A 24,336-nucleotide genomic window follows, 5' to 3' on the forward strand; every position below is an offset into this window, starting at 1 on the left:
GTGATGACCCAGACTTTCACGCCATTCCTCACGTTTCAGGGCGGCAAGGCCGAAGCCGCCATGACTTTTTATTGCTCGGTGTTTCCCAATAGCGAGATCAAGCGCGTCAACCGCTATGCCGCTGGCATGCCGGGCCCCGAGGGAACGGTGGTGATGGCCGAGTTCAGCCTGAATGGGCGCAGCTTTCTGGCGTCCGACAGCCCGGTCAAACATGACTGGGACTTCACGCCCGCCGTCTCGGTTTTTGTCACCTGCACCTCGGCGGAAGAACTCGACGCCACGTTCAACGCGCTGGCCGAAGGCGGGCAGGTGTATATGCCGATCGACAATTATGGCCCCTTGCAGCGCTTCGGCTGGGTGGGCGACAAGTTCGGGGTGACCTGGCAACTCAACCTGGTGTAGCCGATCGGGTGCGAGCCGGCCGGCGACGGGCAGGCGGCTTGCGGGTTTCGCGCGTGCCGAAGCGGCTGATGAGCATCGCTGCCTGGCGCTCGAGGGCCGCGATCTCGGCCTCGGTGAACGGCTTTTCCTCATAGGCCAGCACGGCCAGCGTGCCGATGATGCGCTCGTCGGGCAGCACGAGCGGCACGGCCGCATAGAGTTCAACGCCGTTTTCGATGAGATAGCTGTTGCTGCTCAGCGGGTTCTTGTCGTCGCTGGTGTGAATGATGATCGACTTGGGATCGGCGGTGGCTTCCAGGGTTAGGGCATAAGCGCCTTCTTCCTCCTGCAGACGCTCGTCACTGAGCAGGTGGATGGTGGCCAGCGGCATGTCGAGCATCTCGGCGATCTCGGCGAGGGCCTTGGTCAGTTCCGGATTGCCATGGGCGGCCCGCTCTATGGGCAGCGGCGCGACATCCTCGATGGGGGCGTCGGGCGACTTGAGAAGGCTGGCGATGATGGTCCGCGCCTGTTCGAGCGAGGCGGCGATCGCGTCGGCCCGCAGCGTTTCGGCGGTCTCGACCGCGCCATCCTCGGCCAGGTGGCAGACGATGATGGACAGGTCGGGCTTGAGGCGGCGCAGGCGCCGGGCCGCATAACGCACATTGGCGCGGATTTCCTCGCCCAGATAGCAGAGGCATATGATCTTGTAGTCCTCGAGGTCGAGCTGGCCGATGCTCTCCTGCCGCACGGCCATGGGCGGCAGCACGTCGGCGGCGATGCCATCCTCGGCAAGGATCTGCCCAACGATGACAGCCGCGCCTTCGTCCAGTTCGGTCTTGCCGCCGATCAACAGGACTTGTCGGGGCGCATCGGCTGGCGTTTCGGTAATGTCCTCGATCAGCTCGTGCAGGCTGTTGGCCATGCGCCGACGCAACATTGCGGTTTCGGGGCTGTTCTTGAGATCTTGATTGGCCTGGCGCAGCGCAGGCAGCAGAACATTTTCGTGGAAGGCGCGCGCGCCTCGCTCCTCGATGGCCTCTTCGGCAATGTCGATGGCCTCCTCGGTGTCGCCCGCCAACAGGCGTTGATAGAGCCGTTCCTGCGGGGTGAGCACCGGCTCGCTGCCCAGCAGGGTTTCGAGGAAGGCCAGTTGCGGGACATAGCGCCCCAGCACGACAAGGCAAACGGTCATCGGGGTGGAGAGGATCAGACCGATCGGACCCCAGATCGTCGCCCAGAACATGGCGGCCAGCAGCACTGCCAGCGGCGAAAGGCCGGTGCTGGTGCCGTAGAGGCGCGGTTCGATCGCATTGGTGGTGATCAGCTCCAGCCCGGCAAACAGCGCGACGGACAGGATCAGCATGTTCCAGCCGGGATCGACGGCAAAGGCCAGCGCGAAGGGAATGGAGGCCACGATGATGGTGCCGACAAAGGGGATGTAGCGGAACAGCGTCGCCATCAGGCCCCACAGGATCGCATTGGGCACCCCGATCAGCATCAGGCCGGTGCCGAAAATGATGCCATAGGTGAAATTGACGCCGAACTGCACCAGCAGGTAACGGCCGACGCGGGCGGCGGCATCATTGATCACGAGCGTCGTGGTGCTGAAATTGCCGCGGCTGACGAGGCGAATGAAGCGATCACGTAGGTCGTCGCGCCCCAGCAGCAGAAAGATCAGGAATATGGTGACGATGGCCACCGTGGCCAGCGGTCCAAGGGCCGAGCCCAGAATGGTAGAGATCAGGCCCAGCGAGTCCGACGTGTCATTGGCGATGATGACGGGGACCGGCCGAGTCATGCCGCTATCCTGCAGGCCCCCGCCGGTGCCGGAAAACTGGCTGCCGAGGGCTGCCGCAGCATCGAGCGCGCGCTGGATGAATTCGCCGCCCCAGCCAAAGGACTGTTGCAACCCCTGCAGCTTCTCGCTGACGGTGGATTGGTAGCCTGGCAGGTTCGCCGCGAGCCCGACCACCTGGGTGCTGGCGACATAGGCGAAGGCGCCGATCATCGCCGCCGCCATCAGCACGGCCAGCAGCACCGCCAGAACATCGGGAATGTGGAGCCGCTCGAGCAGGTTGACGACCGGCGCCAGCGCAAAGGCCAGCAGGATGGCCAGGACCAGCGGTACGAGAATGCCGGCACCAAGATAAAGCCCGGCGACGACGACGAGCAGGACCGCGATGGTTTCGAGGACTGGATTCCCCGAGGCCCGCGGGGGCGATTGATCTGGCTGCATGGACAATCCTCAACCGCCACTAAACGTCAGGGTGGGGAAAGCGTTGCATGGCCAGACAGGCGCCGAAAAACAAAGGGCCCGCACAATGGCGGGCCCTTGGGGTCGGTGTCAGCAGACGATCAGCGACGCTTCTTGTCCAGCTGGTGGTAGGCGCGACGCGAATGGAATTCGCAGTACGGGCCGGTTTCCAGGCTGTGCTGACCGCAGAAGTAGAAATCCTTCTTGTTCAGCGGGTCGCCGATCGGCCACTTGCAGGTGCTCTCGGTGAGCTGCAGCAGGTTGAGGCGCTTGTCCTCGGGGATGAAGAGCTCGGCGGCGACGGGCGCCACATAGAGCTCGGCATCCATTTCCGGGCTCTGCGCCAGGGCGGTCGCGCCGATCGACTGCGGACGCGCCATGACCGGGCGCACCTTGGCGGCGGCGCTCATGCTGGAAATACCGGCCGACAGGGTGGCCGCTGGGCTGGCAACCCGGCGCGGCGCGGGGCGCGGCGCAGGGCGGGCGCGAGGCGCCGCGTTGGTGGGCTTGGCACGGGCGGAGAGTTTCAGACGATGCACCTTGCCGATCACGGCATTGCGCGTCACGCCTTCACCCAATTCGCCGGCGATCTGGCTGGCGCTGAGGCCTTCCATCCATAGCTTCTTCAAGGTCTCGACGCGCTCGTCAGTCCAGCCCGCCGATTGTGCTCCTGAAACCATCGTCAAAACAGAATCCTTCATTGCGCTGCCGAAATGAATCTGGCAGCCATCAAACGCTAGGCGTCGTATGTTGGGTGGGTCCGCTACACGAGATATCGTGTTCCCAATGAGCAACAGGATACGCCATGGGTGGAATCGGGATCAAGACTTGGGGGCGACTTTCCCCGAAAATCCACTGGTTAAAATTGTCCTAACAATCCCTGAGTCAAATCAGGCACTTGGGGCGTGATCATTGACTTATCTGGCGAAAATGGCCTAACTCTGGCGTGGAAACGCGCTGCGCAACGGGCGCGTTTTTGGTTTTTGTGGCGCTATTGCCACGTTCCCTCGACAACCTGCATTGTCATCGAAAAAAGGATTGCTTCCATGTCTGCGCTATACGGCACGTATGCCCGGTCCGAACTCGCTTTCGAGCGGGGCGAGGGTATGCGACTGTATGACCAGCATGGCCGAGACTATCTCGATTTCCATTCCGGCATTGCCGTCAATGCACTCGGTCATGGTGACCCGCACCTGATCAGCGCCCTCAAGTCGGCTGCGGACAAGGTGTGGCACACCTCCAACGTCTTCACGATCCCCGAGCAGGAACGGCTGGGCCAGCGGCTGGTGGACAACACCTTCGCGGACTCGGTGTTCTTCACCAATTCGGGCGCCGAGGCGCTGGAATGCGCGATCAAGACCGCGCGGCACTATTTCTGGGCCAAGGGTGAAGTCGACCGCTACGAGATCATCGCCTTCACCGGCTCGTTCCATGGCCGCACCATGGCGACGATCGCCGCTGGCGGCAATCCGAGCTATATCGAAGGCTTCGGCCCGGTGGTGGGCGGCTTCAAGCACACTGCCCCCGGCAATCTCGACGCCGTCAAGGCGCTGATCACGCCGCAGACCTGCGCCATCCTGATCGAGCCCGTGCAGGGCGAAGGCGGCGTGACCGCCATGACCAATGAATTCATGCAGGGCCTGCGCGCGCTGTGCGACGAGCACGGCCTGCTGTTGATCCTGGATGAAGTGCAGTGCGGCTATGGCCGTACCGGACGCTTCTTCGCCCATGAATGGTCGGGCATCACCCCCGATATCGTGGCGGTGGCCAAGGCCATTGGCGGTGGCTTCCCGCTCGGGGCGTGCCTCGCCAAGGGCGACGTGGCCGCATCCATGGTTCCGGGCACGCATGGCTCGACCTATGGCGGCAATCCGCTGGCGACGGCCGTCGGCAACGCCGTGCTCGACCGGATCCTGGCGCCAGGCTTCATCGATCACGTCAACCAGATGGGCCAGAAGCTGACCTGGCATCTCCAGCAGCTGGCGCAGAAATATCCCGACTACGTGCTGGAACTGCGCGGCAAGGGTCTGCTGGCCGGTATCAAAATTACGCCGCCCGTGCGTGATTTCGTGGCGCGCCTGCGCGACGATCACCAGATGCTGAGCATCGGGGCGGGCGACAATGTGCTGCGGCTGATCCCGCCGCTGATCGTCACCGAAGCCGAGATCGTCGAGGCGATGGAAAAGCTGGGCGCGGCATTCGACGCCATTGAGGCCGAAACGGCCTCGGTTCCGGCTGTTGGCTAAGATGACACTGGGTGTTTGCTACTATGGCCGCCGACGACGCGGCTTGTTCCCTCCGCCTGCTGGCGGAAGACGATAGTCTGCGCATATACCCAATTCAGCCAAGAAAGCACCCGGCCCATGACGACGACCGGCACTCCAAGACATTTTCTCAATATTGACGATTTCGACTATTCCGAACTGCGCGGCATGCTCAATGCCGCCGGTTCGCTGAAGACCCGCCTCAAGCAGGGCGACCGGCCACGGCTGCTGCAGGACAAGGTCCTGGCCATGATTTTCGAGCGCCAGTCGACCCGTACCCGCGTCAGCTTCGACGTCGGCATGCGCCAGCTGGGCGGCGAGACCATCATGCTGTCCGGCCAGGAAATGCAGCTGAGCCGCGAAGAGACGCTGACCGATACCGGCCGCGTGATGAGCCGCTATGTCGACGCCATCATGATCCGCATCCTCAGCCACGCCGACCTGGTGGAGCTGGCCGAGGGGTCGTCGGTGCCGGTGATCAACGGCCTCACCCGTCGCGCCCATCCCTGCCAGGTGATGGCCGACCTGATGACGTTCGAAGAGCATCGCGGCAACATCAAGGGCGCCAAGGTGGCCTGGGTCGGCGACAGCAATAACGTGCTGCATTCCTGGGTGAATGCGGCCGAGCTGTTCGAATGCGAACTGACCATTGCCGTGCCGGACGAATATCGCCCGGAAAAGGACCTGATGCTGGACATTGAAAAGGCCGGCAAGTGGGTCAAGCTGATCGAGGATCCGCGCGAGGCGGTCGAGAATGCCGACCTGATCGTGACGGACACCTGGGTCTCGATGGGTGACACCGATGCCGCCGAGCGCCGCCGGGTCTTGAAACCCTACCAGGTGAATACCAATTTGATGAGCTTGGCGAACAAGGACGCCCTGTTCATGCACTGCCTGCCCGCCCATCGCGGCGACGAGGTGACCGACGAAGTGATCGATGGTCCCCAGTCGGTGGTGTTTGACGAGGCCGAAAACCGCCTGCACGCTCAGAAAGCCATTCTGTGCTGGGCCTTTGGGGTCGACGTAAACTAGCGGTCTGCCGCTAGCATCGGTTGCCATCAACCAACGTGTCATCCCCGCGCAAGCGGGGATCTCCCTTTTGGGAGGCACGCAACGGAGTTTCCGTTGCCGCAGCGGGTTTCCCGTTGCCTGCGTGCTGTATGACGGGTTGTTGCGCGAGCGGGTGGTGCGTCGCGCCTTGAGGGTTTAGCCTCAAGAAAGCCAAAACGAATGACTACGGATACGACGATGACCGAGAACCTGATGAGTGCCTTCGGGCTCGACCGGCCGGAAAGCGGCGACGATTCCGTCGTGCCGTTCACGCTCGACAAGCTCGATACGCGCGGCCGCAGCGTTCGCCTCGGCGAAGCGCTCGACGGCATCCTGTCGCGACACAATTACCCCGCCCCGGTGGCGCGCCTGCTGGGCGAAGCCGTGGTGCTGTCGGCGCTGATCGGCTCGTCGCTCAAATTCGAGGGCCGCTTCATCCTGCAGACCCAGACCGACGGGCCGGTGAACCTGATCGTCGTCGATTTCGACGCGCCCGACGGGCTGCGCGGTTATGCGCGCTTCGATCACGATGCCCTGCTCAAGGCTGCCGAAGAGGGCCGCACCCGCCCCGGCGAACTGCTGGGCAAGGGGCATCTGGCCATGACGATCGACCAGGGCGCCAATACCGAGCGCTATCAGGGCATCGTGGCGCTCGATGGCCATTCGCTGGAAGAAGTCGCGCATGACTATTTCATGCAGTCCGAACAAATCCCGACCCAGGTGCGTCTGGCCGTGGCTGAGTTCACCAAGAAGGGCGACCATCGTCCCCATTGGCGTGCCGGTGGCGTGCTGATCCAGCACCTGCCCGAGCATGGCATGTCCAAGCGGGCGGATCTGCCGGGCGACGGCGTGTTTGAGGATGAGCCGCGCGAAGACGGCGACGGCTGGAACGAAGCCCGCTCCATGCTGGCGACGGTCGATGATCTCGAACTGGCCGATCCCGATATCAGCTCGGAACGCCTGCTGTTCCGACTCTATCACGAGACCGGCGTGCGAGTATTTACGCCCATGCCGATGGCTGACCGCTGCTCCTGCTCGGCCGATCGGATCGAGGAAATGCTCGCAACGAGCTTTACTCCCGCCGATCACCAGGAAATGGCGGTGGATGGCGAGATAGAAGTGGTCTGCGAATTCTGTTCGACCGCCTACCACTTCAATCCGAACCAGTTCAGCACCAAACATTAGACGATATATCGCCCCTCCACTGAAATGGAGGGGCGATTTTTGTTTGCGCTCTTCTGTCTTGCCTGCTGGTTGAATTGGGATCAGTATTGCCCCGTACGCGACCGGGCAGGGGGCAGCGTGAGCATCATTCCATCGTGGGCAACCACGCGCGATTTGCGCTGCGTGTTGTGAGCGGCGCCGCGCCATGTCCTATGCGCTGGAGCTGACCAAGGCGATATTGGGTGGACCGGGTGCCGACGACAGTGTGGCGCGCGATGTGCTCGAAGCCGCACTGGTGCAGGAAGTCGACGTTCTCCAATACTGCGCGGCAACGCTGGGCATGGGCTACAGCGCGGTCATGGCGCGCGCGGCCAATTGGGCAGGATACCAATTCATCGACCGCATACCGTTGGGCGAGGCACGGGATTTTGCACCGACCCGGCTGGAAGCGCTCGCCGATGTCCGCATGTTCCGGGTGCGGGTGGAAGGGCGCGATATTGCCTATGTCGCGCCGGGCTTTCTCGACCTCCTCCGTCTCAAGCGGCAGATCGCCGACAATCCGGCGCTCGTTGACCTCGTTGCGCTGGTGCCCGAGCCGGCCCTGCGCGCGTATCTCACGAACATGGCGGCGACGGCACTTGTCGATGATGCCCGCCAGAATCTGTCGCGGCGCTGGCCCTATGCCAGCGCACATCTGGAGCTGACCAAACCGGCACGCTACGGCTTCGCCATGGCGCTCATACTGCTGCTGGGCCTGGTGTTGCTGGCGCCCTATTTCGCGCAGGCGTGGATCCTGCCGCTGGTGATCGGCCTGCTGGTGGTTCCCGCGCTCATCCGGCTGGCGGCGGTGGTGGAGCCGGTCGCTCCGGCTACGGAACCGATCCGCCCCGAGAATGCGGAACTGCCGGTTTATTCGGTGCTGGTGCCGCTGCGCAATGAAGCGGCCATGGTACCGCAACTGTTCGCGGCACTGGGCGCGCTCGACTATCCGCCCGAACGGCTCGATATCAAGTTCGTGGTCGAAGCGCGCTCGCCCCGCACCGTGCAGGCCGTGCGCCAGCGGCTGGGCGATCCGCGTTTCAGCCTGGTCGAAGTGCCCGACGCCGCGCCGCGCACCAAGCCCAAGGCGCTCGATTTCGCGCTGCCGCTGTGCCGGGGCGAGCATGTGGTGGTGTTCGATGCCGAGGATATTCCAGCCCCCGATCAGTTGTGGAAGGCGGCGCTGCGGTTCCGCGACGAGCCGGACATTGTATGCCTGCAGGCGCGGCTGGTGATCGAGAACGGCCGCAAGAACTGGCTGACAGCGCTGTTTACCGCCGAATATGCGGGGCTGTTCACGGTGCTGCTGCCCGCTTTGGCGCGTTGGCGCATGCCGATGCCGCTTGGCGGCACCTCGAACCACTTCCGGATTGCCGCCTTGCGCGAGCTGGGCGGGTGGGACGCCTATAACGTGACCGAGGATGCTGATCTCGGCATGCGGCTGGCGCGCCGCCGGTTGCGAGTGGAAATGCTGGCTTCCCACACTGTGGAGACCGCCCCGGTGCGGCTGCGGCCATGGCTGGGACAGCGCTCGCGTTGGATGAAGGGCTGGATGCAGACCTTCATCGTGCATAATCGCGATCCGGGGCGGTTGTGCGCGCAGATGGGGCTGCCCGCTTTCCTGATGTTCCAAAGCCTCGTGCTGGGCATGATCCTCTCGCCGGTGCTGCACTGCTGCTTTGCCGTGACGCTGGCGGTCAAATGGCTGACCGGCCATGGCGGCCTTCAGGGCCCATGGGGCTATTTCTATCTGGGCGTTATGGTGCTGGGCTATGGTAGCGCCCTTGCGCTGAGCGCGACGGGGCTGGCGCGGCTCAACAAACAGCATCTGCTGGTGCAGCAGGTGTTGCTGCCGGTCTATTGGTTGCTGATGGGGGCGGCGACCATAAGGGCAGTGCACGAACTGGTGGTGAAACCCTATTACTGGTTCAAATCGCCCCACGCACCGATGACCAGCGAACCCGTTGCGCCAGCCGAGGCGGCGACGGCCGCCCCCGCTGCTGCCGAATAAATTGACTCCTGAATTGGGTATACATAGCTACGCGCAGAGCCGCGCAACGCGCCGGAGACTCATGAACCCTGCCGTCACCACCAGCCATGATCTCGCGAGACGCGACGACAAGCGGCCCGGCGTGGCGCAGACCAATGCCGTCCGGCTAGCCTGGCTGCTGGTGGCGCTCGCCGTGCTCGTGGGTGTCGTCGCCGCCAGTATCGCAATCGGCTCGCGCGACATCGGGCTGCGCACGGTGCTCGATGCGATTTTCGCCTATGACGACAGTGACGAGCACGCCATCATCCGCGCGCTGCGCCTGCCGCGCACCTTGACCGGGCTCTGCGTCGGCGCTTCTCTCGGAGTGGCCGGCGCGCTGATCCAGGCGCTGACCCGCAACCCGCTGGCCGATCCGGGCATTCTGGGCGTCAATGCTGGCGCGGCCTTTGCCATCGTGCTGGGAATGGCGTTTTTCGGCGTCGGTTCCATCCATGGGCAGATCTGGCTGGCCTTTGGCGGCGCGCTGGTAGCGACGGTGATGGTCTATGCCGTTGGCACCGCCGGACGGGCCGGGGCGACGCCGGTGCGGCTGACGCTTGCGGGTGTCGCGGTGGGGGCCGTGCTGACCGGGGTTTCCTCGGGCATCACGCTGCTCAATCCGGCGGTGTTTGACCATATGCGGCTCTGGCTCGCCGGGTCGCTGGCCGCGCCCGGCTATGATGCGCTGGGCGCGGTGTTCCCCTTTATCGCAGTGGGGCTGGGGCTCGCGTTTGTCGTGGCGCGGTCGCTCAACGCCATTGCGCTGGGCGATGACATGGCCGCCTCGCTCGGGGCCAATATCAAGTGGACGCGAACCCTAGTCGTGGTGGCGACGACCCTGCTGGCCGGGGCGGCAACAGCGGCGGCGGGGCCGGTCGGCTTTGTCGGTTTGATGGTACCCCATGTCGCGCGCTGGATCGTCGGGCCCGACCAGCGCTGGATTTTCCTGTTCACCCTCGTGCTCTCGCCCGTGCTGTTGCTGACGGCGGATATTGCCGGGCGCCTGCTGATGCGGCCGGGTGAATTGCAGGTGGGCATCGTGACCGCATTCGTGGGCGCTCCGGTGCTGATCGCGCTGGCGCGGCGCCGCAGGGTGAGCGGGCTATGAGTGCGCGCGCAATACGCTGGTTTGGCGGGCGGGTCTCGGCCCTATTCGATCTCCAGGCCGTCGCGGTAACGCTGGCGCTGTTCGGCATTGCGCTGGCCGTCGCGCTGCTGACGCTGCTGGGTGGGGAATACCCGATTGCGGTGCCCGACGTGCTGCAGGCCCTGCTGGGCGGGGCCGATGGGCGCGTGCATATGGTGGTGGTCGAGTGGCGTTTGCCGCGGACCGCGCTGGCCCTGCTGTTGGGCGCGGCGCTCGGGATGAGCGGGGCGATCTTCCAGTCGCTGACCCGCAATCCGCTTGGTAGCCCCGATATCATTGGCTTTGATGCGGGCGCCTATACCGGGGCGCTGATCGTGATCATCCTACTGGGCGGCGGGTTTTATGCGATTGCCGGCGGGGCGCTGGCCGGCGGGTTGCTGACGGCGCTGCTGGTCTATGCGCTGGCCTACCGGCGGGGCGTGCAGGGGTTCCGGCTGATTATCGTCGGCATCGGCGTCGCGGCCATGCTGGCTTCGCTCAACACCTGGATGCTGCTGCGCGCCAAGCTGGATGTGGCCATGGCCGCGGCGGTGTGGGGCGTGGGCACGCTGAACGGGCTGGGGCTCGACCGGCTGGTGCCCGCGGCTATGGTACTGGCCGTGCTGATCCCGCTGGCGCTGCTGATGGGGCGCCCCATGGCGCAGCTCGAACTGGGTGACGATGCGGCACAGGCCATGGGCGTTAGTGCCGAACGCACGCGGCTGGGCCTGCTGGTGCTGGGCGTGGCGCTGACCGCAACCGTGACGGCAGCCGCTGGTCCGATCGGGTTTGTAGCGCTCTCGGCCCCGCAGCTGGCGCGGCGCGTGGCGGGGACGGCAGGCGTCTCCATGCTGCCATCGGCGGCAATGGGCGCCTTGCTGCTGGTGTCGGCGGACTTCGTAGCGCAGCGCGCCTTTGCCCCGGCCCAGCTGCCGGTGGGGATCGTCACCGTCAGTCTGGGTGGGGTCTATTTCATCTGGCTGCTGCTGCGCGAGGCCCGAAAGGCCTAGCTGCGCAGGCCGGGGGCTTCCTGCCCGGTGCTCTGCACATATTCGGTGTAGCCGCCGCCATAGGTGTGCACGCCCTCGGGCGTCAGCTCCAGCACGCGGTTGGAGAGCGCTGCCAGGAAGTGGCGGTCGTGGCTGACGAACAGCATGGTGCCTTCATACTGCGACAGTGCCTCGATCAGCATTTCCTTGGTGGCGATATCCAGGTGGTTGGTCGGCTCGTCGAGCACCAGGAAGTTCGGCGGATCGAACAGCATGATGGCCATTACGAGGCGCGCCTTCTCGCCCCCGGAGAGAACGCGGCACTTCTTTTCGATTTCGTCGCCGGGAAAGCCGAAGCAACCCGCAAGGGCGCGCAGCGGCGCCTGGCCGGCGGCCGGGAAATTGTCTTCCAGCGTCTGGAAAATCGTGCGCTCGCCATCGAGAATATCCATGGCGTGCTGGGCAAAGTAGCCCATCTTGACGCTGGGACCGCGCGTAACGGTGCCGGAATCGGGATCGGCCGTGCCGGTGATCAGCTTGAGCAGGGTGGATTTGCCGGCGCCATTGACGCCCATGATGCACCAGCGCTCGCGGCGGCGGACCTGGAAATCCAGGCCGTCATAAATGCTGCGGCTGCCATAGCTCTTGCTGACGCCCTTGAGCGAGGCGACGTCTTCGCCCGAACGGGGGGCGGGGCGGAATTCGAAGCTGACCTTCTGGTGACGCTTGGGCGGCTCGACGCGGTCGATCTTGTCGAGCTTTTTCACCCGGCTCTGCACCTGCGCAGCGTGGCTGGCGCGGGCCTTGAAGCGGGCGATGAAGTCGAGCTCCTTGGCGAGCATGGCCTGCTGGCGCTCGAACTGGGCCTGCTGGTTCTTTTCCGCGATGGCGCGCTGCTGCTGATAGAACTCGTAATTGCCCGAATAGGTGGTGAGCGAACCGGCGTCGATCTCGACGATCTTGGTGCAGATGCGGTTCATGAATTCGCGGTCGTGGCTGGTCATGAACAGCGCGCCGCCATAGTTCTGCAGGAAATCCTCGAGCCAGATCAGGCTCTCGATATCAAGGTGGTTGCTCGGTTCGTCGAGCAGCAGCGCATCAGGGCGCTTGAGCAGAATGCGGGCCAAGGCCACGCGCATCTTCCAGCCGCCCGACAGCGCACCAACATCGCCATCCATCATGGACTGGCTGAAGCCCAGGCCATCGAGCACTTCGCGGGCGCGGCCATCCAGCGAATAGCCGTCCAGCTCTTCGAATTCGTGCTGCACATCGCCGTAGCGGGCGATGATGTCGTCCATTTCATCGGCGCGGTCGGGGTCGCCCATGGCGGCTTCCAGCTCGCGCATTTCGGTGATCAGCGCACTGACCGGGCCAGCGCCATCCATCACTTCGGCCACGACGCTGCGGCCTTCCATTTCGCCCACGTCCTGGCTGAAATAGCCGATGGAAATGCCGCGATCGACCGAGACCTGGCCTTCGTCAGGCTGTTCCTGGCCGGTGATCATGCGGAACAGGGTGGTCTTGCCGGCGCCATTGGGGCCTACCAGGCCGATCTTCTCGCCCTTCTGCAACACTGCAGAAGCGTCGATGAAGACGATCTGTTTGCCGTTCTGTTTGCCGATGCTCTCAAGACGTATCATGCGGACCCTGCGCGCTATGCCGGGCAGGACGGTGCCGCGGCGAAAGCGCCGGTAAAGCACTGCTCGCCGATGCGCGCAAGGTTTCCTGCGTCACAGGAGCCATGCTTTCGCGTCGAAAATAACGCTGGTTAGCCGGCCAGCGCCGCCTCGATGGCATCTCGTGCCTTGATCAGCAGCGGGATGGCGGCCTTGAGGTTGGCCGCACGCTGCACCGGCAGAAGAATGCCCAGGCTGTAGCGGACAATGTCGCCGGCTTCGCGCAGGGGCACGGCAGCGCCATGCACACCCTGCTGCAATTCGTTCTCCGAGTAGGAAACACCTTCGCTGCGCACCTTGGCCAGCGTGTCGTTGAGGTGCTCGGGATTGGCGGTGGCGGCAATCAGGCGCTTGATCGACTGGGCCGGCTGGAAGGCCAGGATGGCGCGGCCGCTGGCACCGGTATGCAGCGGATGGCGCGAACCCTCGCGATGCTGCACGCGGATCAGGTGGTCCTCGTTGACGGCCTGCTCCAGCACCAGCGCATGGTCGGCGTCGATTTTGTGCAGCACGACGGTCTCGCCGATCGCGTCGGACAGTTCGCGCATGATCGGATGCGCGATCTGGAGAATGTCGAGCATCGTGCCGGTCGAGGCCAGCTGGGTGATCTTGGGGCCGATGGCAAAGGTCTTGCCGCGCCGGATGACATAGCCGCGATTGTGCAGCGTGGTGAGCAGGCGATGGGCCACGGTGCGGTTCATGTCGGAAGCGACAGCCAGTTCGGCCGTCGTCATCTGCCCTTCAAGGGCCACCAGTTCTAGGAGCTGGAGCATCTGATCGCCGGTCGATGAGATTTCCGCCATGCTGAATTCCTTAGGCTAGTTCCAAGCCGAGTGGGCTGAGGGTTTGTAGATGCCAGCGCTGGCCGAGGCCAGTCGGTTGACACGGGTAATTTCGTTGGCTATCAATTTATCGAACAAAAATGTTCTTATATCGAACTAAGTGGTAGCGAAGGCATGAAATCCAGACCCTCAAAGCTTGGCCATGTTGGCATTTCCGTTGCAGACCTCGATGCAGCCGTTGATTTTTATACCAACCACCTTGGCCTTCGTCTTACAGAACGCTTCACTTATCCGAAAGAAAAGATTGGCCATGGCGTCGCCGTCAGCGCGGGCGCATTTGTCCGCTGCGATGCAACGCATCACTGCATTTCTATCTTTCAACTTGCCGATCCCGATCTGTCGAAATCCGACAAGCTTCGCCTGGGCCTGCATCACTTGGCATTCGAATTTTCCTCGTCCGAAGATTTGGTCAGCAAGTATGTTCAACTGCGCGACCAGGGCATAAAGATCGTCAACTGCCGCATCGGCGGTCCCGGCAATCAGCCACGCTTCTATGCCAATGACATGGACGGCAACCTGCTCGAATTCTACTGGGGCATCGACGAAATCGGCTGGAACGGCGTGCCACGCGAATATCCGCCCATCCAGGAAATCGACCTCACCACCTTTGACTTCGTGGCCTTCGAGCGTGAGCGCGAAGCGGCCCGTGAACGCGCCATGGCGGACGCCCGCTAATCCCTTCGCGATGATGCCCGAGGACAGGGTTCCTGTCCCCGGGCAGCGCGCTAGAGCAGGCCGCGTTCCTTGAACACTTCGGTGGCCAGGCGGTTGGAATCCAGGCTCGCCGGCACGCCGCAATAGATAGCAATCTGCAAGATAACCTCGCGGATTTCTTCTTTTGTCAGGCCGTTGTTCAGCGCGCCGTTCACATGGGTCTTGAATTCGTGCGGGCGGTTGAGCGCTGCCAGCATGCCAAGGTTCAGCAGCGAGCGCGAACGGCGGTCGAGGCCAGGCCGGTTCCAGACTTCGTTCCAGCAATACTCGGTGGTGAGTTGCTGCAGCGGCCAGCCGAAGTCGCCGGCATTGTCGAGGGATCGCTGCACATAGGCCTCGCCGAGAACGGCTTTGCGGGTCTCGAGGCCCTGCTCGAAACGGTCACTGCGCTGGGGCTGGTCTGTCACTTTTATGCTCCTTGGCTATCGGGGCGGCCTACTTGCTCAAGCGCAGATACTGACCTACTATCGAACACTGTATACCGAATATCGAACATAATGGGGTTTTGATGAAACTTACAAGCTACAAATCTCAGGGCCTTGCCAGCTATGGCGTGCAGCATGCTGACGGTTTTCTTGTCGATTTGCCTGCGCTTTACGCTGAACTCGGTCGCGTGGGCGCCCCCAAGGATGTTCTCGAACTCGTGCAGCGCGGCGAGACCGGTCTCGCCGAGATCCGGTCCGTGATGAACGCCGCCAACGGCCAGTATGGCGCCGCAGTTCGTGACGCGTCGAACGTCGAGATGCTGCCGCCGATTTTCAATCCGCCGAAGTTCTTCTGCATCGGCCGCAATTATGCCGAGCATGCCAAGGAAGCTGGCTTCGAGATGAGCCCGATCCCGATCATGTTCAACCGCTTCAACAACACCCTGATCGGTGACGGCGCCAATATCCTGGCGCCCAAGGTCTCCGAGCAGCTGGATTGGGAAGGCGAACTGGCGGTGGTCGTCGGCCGCTCGCATAAGGGCCAGATCGCCATCGGCGAGGCCATGGACTATGTGTTCGGCTATACCGCGTTCAATGACGTGACCGTGCGCAACTACCAGTTCCGCACCACCCAGTATATTGCCGGCAAGAACTTCCGCACCTCGGGCCCGCTCGGCCCGGTGATCGTCACCGCCGACGAGATGACTGAGCCGCACAATGTGCAGATCGTCACCACGGTGAATGGCGTCGAGATGCAGAATGCCAATACCTCGACCATGCACTTCGACATTCCCTACATCATCAATCACCTGTCCGAGTTCATCGACCTCGAAGCCGGTGATGTGATTGCCATGGGCACGCCGGCCGGTGTGGGCTTCAAGCGCAACCCGCCGATTTTCCTCAAGGCAGGTGACGTTGTCGAAGTTCAGCTTGAAGGGATCGGCAGCCTGACCAACAAGGTCATCAAGGACGAATAGAATCCCAGGCGGCCGGCTCAGGCGTCGGCCGCCTTCATTCACGTGTCGCAGGGAGCGAGGCTGGAAATGGACTTGAAGGACAATCGACTGCTGCGACAGGCTGCTTTTGTGGCGGGGGAGTGGATCGAGGCGGATGAGAGCGGCCATCTGGTCCGCGATCCCGCGACCGGTGCCGAAATCGGCCGCGTTCCGGCGCTGACGATCGACCACGTGCGCCGCGCCATCAATGCCGCGCAATCGGCACAGGCCGAATGGGCGGCGCGCACCGCCAAGCAGCGCGCCGACATCCTGCGCCGCTGGTTCAACCTGGTGATGGAAAACCAGGATGACCTCGGGATGATCCTGACCCGCGAGCAGGGCAAGCCGCTGGCCGAAGCCAAGGGCGAGATCGCCTATGGCGCCTCGTTCATCGAGTGGTTCGCCGAGGAGGCGCGCCGGGTCTATGGCGACTTGATCCCCGGCCACCAGCCCGACAAGCGCATTCTGGTGATGAAGCAGCCGATCGGTGTGGTCGGCGCCATCACTCCCTGGAATTTCCCCAATGCCATGGTGACGCGCAAGGTTGCGCCAGCGCTGGCAGCAGGTTGCGCCATCATCCTCAAGCCGGCTTCGCAGACGCCGTTCTCGGCGATCGCGCTGGCCGTGTTGGCCGAGCGGGCAGGGCTCCCGGCGGGCCTGTTCAGCGTCGTCACCGGCGCCTCGCGGATGATCGGCGACGAATTCACCTCCAATCCGGTGGTGCGCAAGATCACCTTCACCGGCTCGACGGAAGTGGGCGCCAAGCTCTACGCGCAGTCGGCTCCCACGATCAAAAAGCTCGGGCTCGAACTGGGCGGCAATGGCCCCTTCATCGTGTTCGACGATGCCGATATCGATGCGGCGGTCGAAGGCGCTGTCATCGCCAAGTTCCGCAATAACGGGCAGACCTGCGTCTGCGCCAACCGCATCTATGTGCAGGACGGCGTCTATGAGGCGTTTGCCGAGAAGCTGGTGGCGGCCGTTGCCAAGCTCAAGATCGGTAACGGGCTCGAAGAGGGCGTCGTGCTCGGGCCGATGATCGATGCGGCTGCGGTCGAAAAGGTCGAGGCCCATATCGCTGACGCCACTGAAAAGGGCGCGCGCGTTCTGCTTGGCGGCAACCGGCATGCGCTGGGCGGTTCATTCTTTGAAACCACCGTGCTGAGCGGGGTCACCGGCGAGATGGCTGTGGCGCACGAGGAAACTTTCGGGCCGCTGGCGCCGCTATTCCGCTTTACCGATGAGAGCGATGTCATCCGGCAGGCGAACAACACCGATTTTGGCCTCGCCTCCTATTTCTACGCTTCGGATATGGCGCGGGTGTTCCGCGTCGCCGAGGCGCTGGAATACGGCATGGTGGGGGTCAATACCGGGCTGATTTCCACCCCCGAAGCCCCGTTCGGAGGAATCAAGCAGTCCGGACTGGGCCGGGAAGGGTCGCGCTACGGGCTCGATGATTTCACCGAGCTCAAATACGTCTGCATCGGCGGTATCTGATCGCCGGCCAGACTGCGGGAAAAGCCAGAAACGGGTCCCGAGTGGGACTCGCATCCCGGGTTCGGGATCGGCTCGCCATGCCTGCCCCAAACGCCCGGCGCGCAAGGCATTTCCAGAGAAAATTACCCCCGCAACCGACCAGAAAACTGCTTCCCACTAGCAAATATTCCGGTTATAGAACGATAACGTTCGATTATTGATCATTTGGCACTTTAGAGGCGAGGCGGGGTGACCTCGGGAATTCTCCACGAAACCAGGGTGACCACAACACCCCCAAGCCCTGTCACGGGTCGTTGCCTGTGAACAAGTTTGCCGAAAGTGCCGCGCATAGCATCGTCAGATTAGGTCAGAACCAGCCATGAACTCACACGTGTCTCCCCAGAAACGCACCGACCGGGCACCCGCGCCAGCCGCGGAGCATCCCGACGTCATCATCGTCGGCGCCGGTCCGATCGGCATGGCGCTGGCGCTGGATCTTGCGGCGCGCGGTGTTCGCTCGACCATTCTGGAAAAGACCGACGGCAGCATCCAGACCCCGAAGCTGGGCCTGGTCGGCATCCGCTCCATGGAAATCTTCCGCCGCATCGGGCTGTCGTCCTATGTGCGCCAGACCGAGTTCAAGCGCGATTACGGCCTGTCCATGGTCTATACGACGACGCTGTCCGGACACTTCCTGGGCAAGATCCCCTATCCCTCGCTGCAGGACCAGGGTGACGTTGCCGAGAGCCCCGAGACCAAGTGGCGCTGCAGCCAGCTGTTCCTCAACCCCATGCTCGAAGCGCGGGTCAAGGCCTGCACCCTGATCGACTACCGCCTGCTGACCCGGGTCGACAGCTTTGAAGACATGGGTGAGGAAGTGGTGGTTCACACCACCGATGAAGTCACCGGCGAGAAGCGCATCTATACCGCACCCTACATGGTCGGCTGCGATGGCGCAGGCAGCAATGTGCGTCGCCAGCTCGGCATCGAGATGCATGGCCAGCGCAAGCTGGACTATTCGGTCGCCATCTTCTTCCGCTCGGCAGAGCTCTCGTCCAGCCACCAGATGGGCGACGCCGAACGCTATTTCGTCATGGATGAGAATGGCTGGTGGGGCAATGTCAGCGCCATGGACGGCAAGGAGCTTTGGCGCCTGACCGTGGTGACCAAGTCCGAGGAAGAGGCGCAGGCCGTCATCGCCGCGGGCAAGTCCTGGATCGTGCGGGCGCTGGGTTCGGACACTATTCCGTTCGAACTGATCTCGGCACTGCCGTGGCGCCGGAGCGAGCTGATCGCCGAGACGTTCCAGAGCGGTCGCATCATCCTGGCGGGCGACTCCGCCCACACCATGTCGCCCACCGGAGGCTTCGGCATGAACACCGGGCTCGGTGACGTCGATAACCTGTCGTGGAAGCTGGCGGCGGTGCTGCAGGGCTGGGGCGGGCAGGCGCTGCTCGACTCCTATACCAATGAGCGCCATCCGATTGCCGTGCGCAATTCGGCCGCCTCGACGCACAATTACAAGCAGCTCAAGTCCGTCGCCAACTGCGCCGGGATCGACGAGGACAGTCCCGAGGGCGAGGCCGTTCGCAAGGCCGTCGGCGATCAGATTCGCTCGGCCACCGAAACCGAATGGGAAACCCTGGGCATCCATCTCGGCTATCGCTATGAGGGCTCGCCCGTCGTCGTTGCCGACGGCACCGATGCTCCGGCCGATGACAGCCGCTGGTATCAGCCGACGACGCGCCCCGGCCATCGTGCGCCGCACCATTGGCTGGCCGGCAACTCGCCCAATGGCCTTTCGACCCTTGACCTGTTCGGCGCCGGTTTCGTGCTGATCCGGCTCGGCAAGGGTCCGGTCGATGTTGCTGCCATGCGCGCCATTGCCCTTCAGCGCGGCATCCCGCTCCGCGTCGTCGATCTCGACGATGCCGCGGTTGCAGCGCTCTACGAAACTCGCCTCGTCCTCGTACGGCCCGATGGGCACGTGTGCTGGCGCGGCGACAGCGAACCAGAGGATTCGGTCGCCGTCTGGAGCCAGGTCACCGGCGCGTAATGCGCCCGGGTCTCTGACGCCAAGCCCAGTCCCGCACCAGGCCACAAGGTCGCGCGGGAGGGGCACGCCACAAGCAAACTATCAACAAGGGTAAGGGAGGAATCATGCCCAAGTTTGTTAAAACCATCACGCTGCTTGCCGGTCTTTTTGCAGTGTCTGCCGCTCCTGCGATCGCGCAGGACTATCCGACCAAGCCGATCACCTGGGTCGTGTCCTATGCACCGGGCGGCCTGAGCGACAGCGTGGCGCGCATCGTCGCCGAAGGCATGCAGGAAAAGCTCGGCCAGACCGTGCTGATCGACAACAAGCCCGGTGGCAGCACCATTATCGGCACGCAGGCCATCGCCCGCGCCGCCGCTGATGGCTACACCGTCGGTTCGCTCGATGCCGGTACGCTCGTGCTGAACCTGGGCACCTTCGCCAGCCTGCCCTACGATCCGAACAAGGACTTCGACTATGTCGGCCTGCTCGGCCGCCATCCGTTCCTGATGATCACCAACTACAACACGCCCTTCAACACGCTGGAAGAGCTGATCGAGTTCGGCAAGGCCAACCCCGACTCCTTGAACTTCGGTTCGCCCGGCATCGGCAGTTCGCAGCATATCGCGCTGCAGTCCGCGCTTGAGCAGCTTGGCGTGTCGGCCGTGCACGTGCCCTACCAGGGTGGCGCTCCGGCGCTGCAGGACCTGCTCGGTGGGCAGATCCAGCTGCTGTTCGTGCCGCCCGGTGGCGTGGCCGACCTCGTCGCGACGCAGAAGGTCAAGGTTCTGGCCGTGACCGATGCCGAGCGCCTCGAAGCCATGCCCGACGTGCCCACGCTGTCCGAAACCGCGCTGCCGGGCTTCGTCGTGCATAGCTGGCAGTCGCTCGGCGTTCCCGCCGGCAGCCCCGCGCCCGTGCTCGACAAGCTCAGCCAGGCGCTCTCGGATGCCCTGCAGGACGAAGCCGTGCAGCAGAAGATGGCTAATGTCGGCATGAGCGTCGTCACCATGACGCCCGCCGAGATCGCCGCCTACCGCGAAGAGCAGACCACGTTCTGGATGCCGATGATCGAAAAGCTCGGTCTCGAAAAGCAGTAAGCCAACCTGCCCGGTGAAGCGCGTCAGCCCGACGCGCCTCGCCGGGCGACGGTCCTGAAAGGCATCGAAATGTCGATCTCCAAAGATCTAGTCGCCGGGCTCCTGTTTCTGTTCATCGGTTTGGGCGCGATGGCCCTTTCGAGCCAGTACAATTTCGGCTCCATGAGCAATCTGGGCGCCGGCCTGTTCCCCTTCATCCTGGGCTGTGGCCTGACTGCGCTGTCGATCCCGATCGTGGCCAAGGTCATCCTGCGCAGTGCCATCTTCAAGGATGTCATCGAATTCAACCGGGCCGAGCTGCGCCCGTTCCTGGCCGTGCTCGGAAGCAGCCTGCTGTTCCCCCTGCTGATCGAACGCGCGGGCCTGTTCATCGCCGTCGTCACGATCGTGCTGGTTGGCGGGCTCGCCCTGCCCAAGTCGCGCCCGGTTCCGGCTCTGCTGCTGGCCGTTGGCCTGGCTGCCGGCTGTGTCGCCCTGTTTGTCTACGCCCTGGGTCGTCCCACCCCGGTGCTCGGTACCTGGTTTGGTGGTTAGTATGGATCTTCTGTTCAACCTGTTCATTGGCCTGCAGACCTCGTTCAATCCGGCCAACCTGCTTTACTGTTTCCTCGGCGTTCTGCTGGGCACCATGGTCGGCGTGCTGCCGGGCCTGGGCGTGCCCGCCGTTATCGCCATGCTGCTGCCATTGACCTTTTCGATGGAGCCCACGACCTCGCTGATCATGCTCGCCGGCATCTATTACGGTGCCCAGTATGGCGGCTCGATCACCGCGGTTCTGGTCAACCTGCCGGGCGATGTCGGCTCGATCGTCACCGCGCTTGATGGCCATGCCATGGCCCGCAAGGGCGAGGCGGCACTGGCCCTGAGCACGGCTGCGCTCAGCTCGTTCCTGGCCGGGACCATCGCAACGCTGGTGATTGCCCTGCTGGCGCCGGCACTGGCGGCGGTGGCGCTGCAATTCGGCCCGGCGGATTATTTCTCGCTGATGGTGCTCGGGCTCATCGCCTCGGTGGTGATTGCGCAGGGTTCGCTGCTCAAGTCGCTCTGCATGATCCTGATTGGCCTGCTGATCGGCACGGTCGGCATCGACGTCAATTCGGGCGCCTTCCGCTTCGGCTTCGGCATTCCCGAGCTGGCCGAGGGCATCAACCTGATCCCGGTCGCCATGGGTGTGTTCGGCCTCGCCGAAGTCATCGACAACCTCTCGCGTTCGGCTTCAAGCAAGGCTGCCGTTGCCGCCAAGCTGGGCCGGATCTATCCGACCCGCGCCGAGATGAAGCGCATGGTCAAGCCGGCCCTGCGTGGTTCGGGCATCGGGACGATCCTGGGCATGTTGCCGGGCGGGGGCGCCATGCTGGCCTCGTTCGCGGCCTATGTCGTCGAGAAGAAGACCGCAGCCGATCCCTCCCGCTTCGGCCAGGGCGCCATCGAAGGCGTCGCCGGTCCGGAAGCGGCCAACAATGCGGCGGCACAGACCTCGTTCATCCCGCTGCTGACGCTGGGCATTCCTCCCAACGCAGTGATGGCCCTGATGGCCGGTGCGCTCATCCTGCACGGCATCCAGCCGGGTCCGATGATCATCGAGAGCCAGCCAGAGCTGTTCTGGGGGCTCGTGGTTTCGATGTGGGTCGGCAATCTGATGCTGCTGGTGCTGAACCTGCCGCTGGTGGGGATGTGGGCCAAGCTGCTGACCATTCCCTACAAGTACCTGTTCCCGGCCATCATGGTGTTCTGCGCCATCGGCGTCTACACGCTGCGGGGCCTCGAATTCGACGTGCTGATGCTGGTGCTGTTCGGCCTGCTGGGCTTCGTGTTCCGCAAGCTCGACTGCTCGGTCACTCCGCTGGTGCTGGGCATGGTGCTGGGGCCGATGCTGGAAGAATATCTGCGCCGGGCGCTGCTGCTCTCGCGCGGTAACATGTCCACCTTCGTCACCCATCCGATCAGTGCCACGCTGCTGGCCGTCGCGGCGGTGCTGCTGGTGATCATGATCCTGCCCGCCATCCGCAAGACGCGCGAAGAAGCGCTGCAGGAATAGTCTGGAGCGGTGGGGCGCTAGGCCCCACCGCATTCCATCCGACCTCTCCGCCCTGCTGAAACCGCCTCGGAAACGAGGTGGCTCTCCAAACTCGCCCCGCATTCCGCCGAAAGTAGCCGATGCTGTCTCTTGCTAGCCCTCAATCGCTCAACAGCGCCGCGTTCCGCTTCTGGCCGGGTGTGCTGCTGGCCTTTACCATTGCCGCGGCGGCCAGCTTCATTTCGCTGCAATATGCCGTGCCGGTGATGCTGGTCGCCCTGCTGATGGGGATGGCGTTCAACTTCCTGCTGGCCGGGGAAAGCGCCTGCGCGCCGGGCATCGATCTCAGCGCCCGCTTCGTGCTGCGGCTCGGCATTGCCCTGCTCGGCATCCGGGTTTCAGTCAGCGATTTCCTTGCCTTCGGCTGGAGCAGCATTGCGACCGTGGTGGCGCTGGTTGCGCTGACCATCGGCGCGGGCATGCTGGCGGCGCGGGTGCTGGGCCAGTCATGGCGGTTCGGTCTGCTCTCGGGCGGCGCGGTTGCCATCTGTGGCGCTTCGGCGGCGCTGGCGATTTCCGCCGTCATTTCGCGCGGCGACGCCGAGAATAGCGATACGCTGATGACGGTGATCGTCGTCACCATGCTCTCGACCATCGCCATGGTGGCCTATCCGCCGCTATTCGGCCTGCTGGGCCTGGCCGACGCGCAGATCGGGTATCTGCTGGGGGCCAGCATTCATGACGTCGCCCAGGTGGTCGGCGCCGGCTTCTCGGTCTCGCAGGAAGCGGGCGACGCGGCGACCATCACCAAGCTGATGCGGATCACCCTGCTGCCGGTCGTGCTGATGCTGATCATTGCCTTTACCGGCCGCCGGTCGGGCGAGGACAAGGTGCCGGGCCTGCCATGGTTCCTCGTGGTGTTCCTGGCGTTGGCCTGTCTCAACAGCCTCGTGGCGCTGCCGGAATGGCTGTCTGGCGGGCTGCAGGCCACCTCGCAGATCCTGCTGGTGACGGCCATCGGGGCGCTGGGGGTCAAGACCTCGCTCAAGACCATGCTGCGCCTTGGCGGCCAGAAGGTGATGCCGGCTATTTTTGCAACTCTTTGCCTGCTCGGCTTCGCGGTCCTCGCGATGCTGTTCGTGCTGCGCTGAGAACGGAAGGAATGAACAGGATGAACCCAGTCACCAAGGTCGCCGTCATTTGTGGCAGCTTGCGCCAGCAGTCCTACAACGGTGCCGTCGCGCGGACGCTGCCCGACATTGCGCCCGCCGACATGGAATTCGTTTTCCTTGATGGACTTGGCGATATCCCTCATTTCAACGCTGATCTGCAGACGGGCGCCTATCCCGAGCGGGTGCAGGAATGGGCCGAGGCCATTGCCGAGGCCGCCGCAGTCGTCATCGTGACCCCGGAATACAATTTCTCGGTGCCGGGCGTGCTCAAGAATGCCCTCGACTGGCTGTCGCGCATTCAGCCCGGCCCGTTCACGCGCAAGCCCGTGGCGATCCAGACCGCATCGCCGGGCCGTATGGGCGGGGTGCGGGCGCAGTATCACCTGCGCCAGATCATGGTGTTTCTGGATGCCGATGTGCTGAACAAGCCCGAAATCATCATCACCGACGTGGCCGGCAAGCTGGGTAATGATGGACTGCTGGCTGATGCGCCAACCCGGGCCATCATCGCCGAGCAACTGGCGGAGCTGCAAAAGCTTGCGCGCGGGACCTTGCACGCGCGCAAGCTCGAAGCGGTCTAGGGAC

The 24,336-nt window shown here is 63.7% G+C and carries 21 protein-coding genes; 16 read left to right on the forward strand and 5 right to left on the reverse strand.

Annotated elements, in window-relative coordinates; all coding sequences use genetic code 11:
• Positions 1–3 precede the first annotated feature (3 nt).
• Positions 4–402 (forward strand): VOC family protein, encoded by a 399-nt coding sequence (locus ACZ5WT_RS09230; protein ID WP_464287074.1) that lies wholly within the window; start codon positions 4–6, stop codon positions 400–402.
• Here the strand turns inward: ACZ5WT_RS09230 and ACZ5WT_RS09235 are convergent.
• The gene (locus ACZ5WT_RS09235) at positions 389–2,620 is read right to left on the reverse strand and encodes an AI-2E family transporter (protein ID WP_464287075.1); all 2,232 of its coding nucleotides are present in this window, start codon (positions 2,618–2,620) and stop codon (positions 389–391) included. The two genes, ACZ5WT_RS09230 and ACZ5WT_RS09235, sit on opposite strands and share 14 nt — an antisense overlap.
• A 119-nt stretch (positions 2,621–2,739) precedes the next feature.
• Entirely contained in the window at positions 2,740–3,318 is a 579-nt protein-coding gene (locus ACZ5WT_RS09240; RefSeq protein ID WP_464287076.1) for a GcrA family cell cycle regulator, read from the reverse strand.
• A 357-nt stretch (positions 3,319–3,675) separates the two neighbouring features.
• On the opposite strand from ACZ5WT_RS09240, the gene ACZ5WT_RS09245 reads away from it, so the two are divergent.
• From ACZ5WT_RS09245 to ACZ5WT_RS09270, 6 genes are all read left to right on the forward strand, one after another.
• On the forward strand, positions 3,676–4,884 hold the full coding sequence (locus ACZ5WT_RS09245; protein ID WP_464287180.1) for an acetylornithine transaminase: 1,209 nt from the start codon (positions 3,676–3,678) through the stop codon (positions 4,882–4,884).
• 117 nt (positions 4,885–5,001) lie between these two features.
• Positions 5,002–5,934 carry an ornithine carbamoyltransferase gene (gene argF, locus ACZ5WT_RS09250; RefSeq protein WP_464287077.1) on the forward strand — a complete coding sequence of 311 codons (933 nt, stop codon included), beginning with the start codon at positions 5,002–5,004 and terminating at the stop codon, positions 5,932–5,934.
• A gap of 216 nt (positions 5,935–6,150) precedes the next feature.
• The gene (locus ACZ5WT_RS09255; protein ID WP_464287181.1) at positions 6,151–7,137 is read left to right on the forward strand and encodes an Hsp33 family molecular chaperone; all 987 of its coding nucleotides are present in this window, start codon (positions 6,151–6,153) and stop codon (positions 7,135–7,137) included.
• A 184-nt stretch (positions 7,138–7,321) separates the two neighbouring features.
• On the forward strand, positions 7,322–9,166 hold the full coding sequence (locus tag ACZ5WT_RS09260; protein ID WP_464287078.1) for a glycosyltransferase family 2 protein: 1,845 nt from the start codon (positions 7,322–7,324) through the stop codon (positions 9,164–9,166).
• A gap of 61 nt (positions 9,167–9,227) precedes the next feature.
• The gene (locus tag ACZ5WT_RS09265) at positions 9,228–10,292 is read left to right on the forward strand and encodes an iron chelate uptake ABC transporter family permease subunit (protein WP_464287079.1); all 1,065 of its coding nucleotides are present in this window, start codon (positions 9,228–9,230) and stop codon (positions 10,290–10,292) included.
• Entirely contained in the window at positions 10,289–11,320 is a 1,032-nt protein-coding gene (locus ACZ5WT_RS09270; RefSeq protein ID WP_464287080.1) for a FecCD family ABC transporter permease, read from the forward strand. Before ACZ5WT_RS09265 ends, ACZ5WT_RS09270 begins: the two co-directional genes overlap by 4 nt.
• Here ACZ5WT_RS09270 and ACZ5WT_RS09275 read toward each other — a convergent pair.
• Both ACZ5WT_RS09275 and ACZ5WT_RS09280 read right to left on the reverse strand, forming a co-directional pair.
• The gene (locus ACZ5WT_RS09275) at positions 11,317–12,939 is read right to left on the reverse strand and encodes an ABC-F family ATP-binding cassette domain-containing protein (protein ID WP_464287081.1); all 1,623 of its coding nucleotides are present in this window, start codon (positions 12,937–12,939) and stop codon (positions 11,317–11,319) included. The genes ACZ5WT_RS09270 and ACZ5WT_RS09275 overlap by 4 nt on opposite strands.
• 128 nt (positions 12,940–13,067) lie before the next feature.
• The gene (locus ACZ5WT_RS09280) at positions 13,068–13,778 is read right to left on the reverse strand and encodes an IclR family transcriptional regulator (protein WP_464287082.1); all 711 of its coding nucleotides are present in this window, start codon (positions 13,776–13,778) and stop codon (positions 13,068–13,070) included.
• 153 nt (positions 13,779–13,931) lie between these two features.
• Between ACZ5WT_RS09280 and ACZ5WT_RS09285 the strand changes: the two genes are divergently transcribed.
• On the forward strand, positions 13,932–14,492 hold the full coding sequence (locus ACZ5WT_RS09285; RefSeq protein ID WP_464287083.1) for a VOC family protein: 561 nt from the start codon (positions 13,932–13,934) through the stop codon (positions 14,490–14,492).
• Positions 14,493–14,542: 50 nt separating this feature from the next.
• Here ACZ5WT_RS09285 and ACZ5WT_RS09290 read toward each other — a convergent pair whose 3' ends face one another.
• A complete protein-coding gene (locus ACZ5WT_RS09290; protein WP_464287084.1) occupies positions 14,543–14,938 on the reverse strand; it encodes a carboxymuconolactone decarboxylase family protein in 396 nt (131 codons plus the stop codon).
• A gap of 101 nt (positions 14,939–15,039) precedes the next feature.
• Between ACZ5WT_RS09290 and ACZ5WT_RS09295 the strand changes: the two genes are divergently transcribed.
• From ACZ5WT_RS09295 to ACZ5WT_RS09330, 8 genes are all read left to right on the forward strand, one after another.
• Positions 15,040–15,933 carry a fumarylacetoacetate hydrolase family protein gene (locus ACZ5WT_RS09295; RefSeq protein WP_464287085.1) on the forward strand — a complete coding sequence of 298 codons (894 nt, stop codon included), beginning with the start codon at positions 15,040–15,042 and terminating at the stop codon, positions 15,931–15,933.
• A gap of 66 nt (positions 15,934–15,999) precedes the next feature.
• Positions 16,000–17,448 (forward strand): NAD-dependent succinate-semialdehyde dehydrogenase, encoded by a 1,449-nt coding sequence (locus ACZ5WT_RS09300; protein ID WP_464287086.1) that lies wholly within the window; start codon positions 16,000–16,002, stop codon positions 17,446–17,448.
• Positions 17,449–17,806: 358 nt separating this feature from the next.
• The gene (locus ACZ5WT_RS09305; RefSeq protein ID WP_464287087.1) at positions 17,807–19,483 is read left to right on the forward strand and encodes an FAD-dependent monooxygenase; all 1,677 of its coding nucleotides are present in this window, start codon (positions 17,807–17,809) and stop codon (positions 19,481–19,483) included.
• Between the two features lie 104 nt (positions 19,484–19,587).
• Entirely contained in the window at positions 19,588–20,562 is a 975-nt protein-coding gene (locus tag ACZ5WT_RS09310; protein ID WP_464287088.1) for a Bug family tripartite tricarboxylate transporter substrate binding protein, read from the forward strand.
• 69 nt (positions 20,563–20,631) lie between these two features.
• A complete protein-coding gene (locus ACZ5WT_RS09315; protein ID WP_464287089.1) occupies positions 20,632–21,096 on the forward strand; it encodes a tripartite tricarboxylate transporter TctB family protein in 465 nt (154 codons plus the stop codon).
• A gap of 1 nt (position 21,097) precedes the next feature.
• Complete coding sequence (locus ACZ5WT_RS09320) at positions 21,098–22,600, forward strand: tripartite tricarboxylate transporter permease (protein WP_464287090.1); 1,503 nt, start codon at positions 21,098–21,100, stop codon at positions 22,598–22,600.
• Between the two features lie 119 nt (positions 22,601–22,719).
• Positions 22,720–23,730, forward strand: coding sequence for a YeiH family protein (locus ACZ5WT_RS09325; RefSeq protein WP_464287091.1), 1,011 nt, complete (start codon positions 22,720–22,722; stop codon positions 23,728–23,730).
• 20 nt (positions 23,731–23,750) lie between these two features.
• On the forward strand, positions 23,751–24,332 hold the full coding sequence (locus tag ACZ5WT_RS09330; protein WP_464287092.1) for an NADPH-dependent FMN reductase: 582 nt from the start codon (positions 23,751–23,753) through the stop codon (positions 24,330–24,332).
• Positions 24,333–24,336: the final 4 nt, after the last annotated feature.

Source organism: Devosia sp. T2-14, from assembly GCF_055397495.1.

Excerpts from the sequence above, each read along its gene's own strand:
- ACZ5WT_RS09230 (WP_464287074.1), top strand. The coding sequence starts at position 4 with ATGACCCAGACTTTCACGCCATTCCTCACGTTTCAGGGCGGCAAGGCC.
- ACZ5WT_RS09235 (WP_464287075.1), bottom strand. The coding sequence starts at position 2,620 with ATGCAGCCAGATCAATCGCCCCCGCGGGCCTCGGGGAATCCAGTCCTC.
- ACZ5WT_RS09240 (WP_464287076.1), bottom strand. The coding sequence starts at position 3,318 with ATGGTTTCAGGAGCACAATCGGCGGGCTGGACTGACGAGCGCGTCGAG.
- argF (WP_464287077.1), top strand. The coding sequence starts at position 5,002 with ATGACGACGACCGGCACTCCAAGACATTTTCTCAATATTGACGATTTC.
- ACZ5WT_RS09255 (WP_464287181.1), top strand. The coding sequence starts at position 6,151 with ATGACCGAGAACCTGATGAGTGCCTTCGGGCTCGACCGGCCGGAAAGC.
- ACZ5WT_RS09260 (WP_464287078.1), top strand. The coding sequence starts at position 7,322 with ATGTCCTATGCGCTGGAGCTGACCAAGGCGATATTGGGTGGACCGGGT.
- ACZ5WT_RS09265 (WP_464287079.1), top strand. The coding sequence starts at position 9,228 with ATGAACCCTGCCGTCACCACCAGCCATGATCTCGCGAGACGCGACGAC.
- ACZ5WT_RS09270 (WP_464287080.1), top strand. The coding sequence starts at position 10,289 with ATGAGTGCGCGCGCAATACGCTGGTTTGGCGGGCGGGTCTCGGCCCTA.
- ACZ5WT_RS09275 (WP_464287081.1), bottom strand. The coding sequence starts at position 12,939 with ATGATACGTCTTGAGAGCATCGGCAAACAGAACGGCAAACAGATCGTC.
- ACZ5WT_RS09280 (WP_464287082.1), bottom strand. The coding sequence starts at position 13,778 with ATGGCGGAAATCTCATCGACCGGCGATCAGATGCTCCAGCTCCTAGAA.
- ACZ5WT_RS09285 (WP_464287083.1), top strand. The coding sequence starts at position 13,932 with ATGAAATCCAGACCCTCAAAGCTTGGCCATGTTGGCATTTCCGTTGCA.
- ACZ5WT_RS09295 (WP_464287085.1), top strand. The coding sequence starts at position 15,040 with ATGAAACTTACAAGCTACAAATCTCAGGGCCTTGCCAGCTATGGCGTG.
- ACZ5WT_RS09300 (WP_464287086.1), top strand. The coding sequence starts at position 16,000 with ATGGACTTGAAGGACAATCGACTGCTGCGACAGGCTGCTTTTGTGGCG.
- ACZ5WT_RS09305 (WP_464287087.1), top strand. The coding sequence starts at position 17,807 with ATGAACTCACACGTGTCTCCCCAGAAACGCACCGACCGGGCACCCGCG.
- ACZ5WT_RS09310 (WP_464287088.1), top strand. The coding sequence starts at position 19,588 with ATGCCCAAGTTTGTTAAAACCATCACGCTGCTTGCCGGTCTTTTTGCA.
- ACZ5WT_RS09315 (WP_464287089.1), top strand. The coding sequence starts at position 20,632 with ATGTCGATCTCCAAAGATCTAGTCGCCGGGCTCCTGTTTCTGTTCATC.
- ACZ5WT_RS09320 (WP_464287090.1), top strand. The coding sequence starts at position 21,098 with ATGGATCTTCTGTTCAACCTGTTCATTGGCCTGCAGACCTCGTTCAAT.
- ACZ5WT_RS09325 (WP_464287091.1), top strand. The coding sequence starts at position 22,720 with ATGCTGTCTCTTGCTAGCCCTCAATCGCTCAACAGCGCCGCGTTCCGC.
- ACZ5WT_RS09330 (WP_464287092.1), top strand. The coding sequence starts at position 23,751 with ATGAACCCAGTCACCAAGGTCGCCGTCATTTGTGGCAGCTTGCGCCAG.